This window comes from uncultured Amaricoccus sp., assembly GCF_937858865.1.
GTDB lineage: Bacteria > Pseudomonadota > Alphaproteobacteria > Rhodobacterales > Rhodobacteraceae > Amaricoccus.
Genome location: NZ_CALLYO010000083.1, coordinates 1 through 1,754, shown reverse-complemented (window position 1 = coordinate 1,754; position 1,754 = coordinate 1). Strand labels below are relative to the sequence as shown.

The following is a 1,754-nucleotide window of genomic DNA, read 5'->3' as shown; positions in this document are numbered from 1 at the left end:
GTCTACGAGCAGGTGCTCGCCGGGATGGGCGCGGCCGAGCGGCAGGCGCTGCACGACGGGCTCGCCACCATCATCGCCAACCTCAGCGCCGCCGAGACCGAGCCCGACGCCGCAACCGACCGCCAGCCGGCGCAAAGGGAAATCGCATGACCGCCCAGCCGAATTCCGGGCCGTCGCCCGAGGACGTCACGCCGCTCCGCCCGGAGCCGCCCGCCGGCGCCCGGCCCGAACCCGCCCCGGCGCCGCGCCCGCGCGGCCGGCGGCGACTGCTGATCGTCGCGCTGCCGCTCGCGCTGGCGCTGGCCGGCGGCTACGTCTGGGTGACCGGCGGGCGCTACGTCGCGACCGAGGACGCCTACGTGAAGCAGGACCGCGTCTCGGTGATGCCGCAGGTCAGCGGCCAGATCGACGCGGTGCTGGTCGGCGAGAATGCGGCGGTCAGGGCCGGCGACACGCTCTTCACCATCGACCCCGCGGTCTACCGCAGCGTCGTCGACGAGGACCGCGCCAAGCTCGAATCGGCCCGCCTCGAGGTCGAGAAGCTGAAGGCCGCCTACGCCCAGGCCGTCTCCGAGGCCGCGACCGCGCGCGAGGCGCTGGCGACGGCCGAGACCCAGGACGCCCGCCAGCAGGCGCTCTTCCGCGGCGGCGTGGTGCCGCAGGCGGCCGCCGACGACAGCGCGCTCAAGCTGCAGCAGGCCAAGGGCGCGCTCGCCCAGGCCGAAAGCCGGGTGCTCTCCGCCCGCGCCGCGCTCGCCGGCGATCCGGACATCGCCACCGACCGCCACCCGGCGGTGCTCGAGGCGCTGGCCGCGCTCAACGGCGCTGAGCTCGACCTCGCCAACACCACCGTCCGCGCGCCGGTCGACGGCGTGGTCAGCCAGACCGCGCGGCTGCAGCACGGCCAGTACGTCACCCCGGCCGTGCCGGTCGTGACCCTCGTCGCCACCGACGAGACCTGGATCGAGGCGAACTTCAAGGAGACCGACCTCACCCACATGCTCGAGGGCCAGCCGGTCGAGGTGACGCTCGACACCTTCCCGGACCGTCCGCTCAAGGGCGAGATCGACTCGATCGGCGCCGGCACGGGCTCGGAGTTCGCCCTCCTGCCGGCGCAGAACGCCAGCGGCAACTGGGTCAAGGTGGTGCAGCGCGTGCCGCTCCGGGTCGAACTCGAGCCGGGGCAGGCGCTGCCGGCGCTCCGCACCGGCATGAGCGCCAGCGTCGAGGTCGACACCGGCCACGTCCGCGGGCTGCCGCGCCCGGTCGCGCATGCCCTCGCCGCCCTCGGGCTCGGCGGGCACACGGCGGTGGCGGCGCCGGCGCGATGAGCGCCGCCGGAGGAGCCGGGGCGGCTGCGGCGCCGCCCCGGACGCCGGCCGTCGCCAACAAGGGGCTGATCACCCTCTCGATCATGCTGGCGACGATCATGCAGGTGCTCGACACCACGATCGCCAACGTCGCGCTGCCCTCGATGCAGGGCTCGCTCGGGGCGGCGCAGGACCAGATCACCTGGGTGCTGACCTCCTACATCGTCGCCTCGGCGATCATGACGCCGGTCACCGGCTGGCTCTCGGACCGCATGGGGCTGCGCGAGCTCTTCATCGCCTCGGTCGCCGGGTTCGTCGTCGCCTCGATGCTCTGCGGCATGGCCACGAGCCTGACCGAGATGGTCGTCTTCCGCACGCTGCAGGGCATCGCCGGCGCCGCGCTGGTGCCGCTCAGCCAGACGGTGCTCCTCAACATCAACAGCC

At 74.2% G+C, this 1,754-nt stretch carries 2 protein-coding genes; both read left to right on the top strand.

All coding sequences use genetic code 11. The features are described from left to right. Positions 1-146: 146 nt before the first annotated feature. On the top strand, positions 147-1,331 hold the full coding sequence (locus tag Q0112_RS02165) for an HlyD family secretion protein (RefSeq protein WP_297970793.1): 1,185 nt from the start codon (positions 147-149) through the stop codon (positions 1,329-1,331). Further along, a partial coding sequence (locus Q0112_RS02160; protein ID WP_297970791.1) for an MFS transporter occupies positions 1,328-1,754 on the top strand: 427 nt, incomplete at its 3' end. The genes Q0112_RS02165 and Q0112_RS02160, both read left to right, overlap by 4 nt.

Bases quoted from the DNA above. Each gene is read 5' to 3' on its own strand.
- Q0112_RS02165 (WP_297970793.1), top strand. From the start codon at position 147: ATGACCGCCCAGCCGAATTCCGGGCCGTCGCCCGAGGACGTCACGCCG.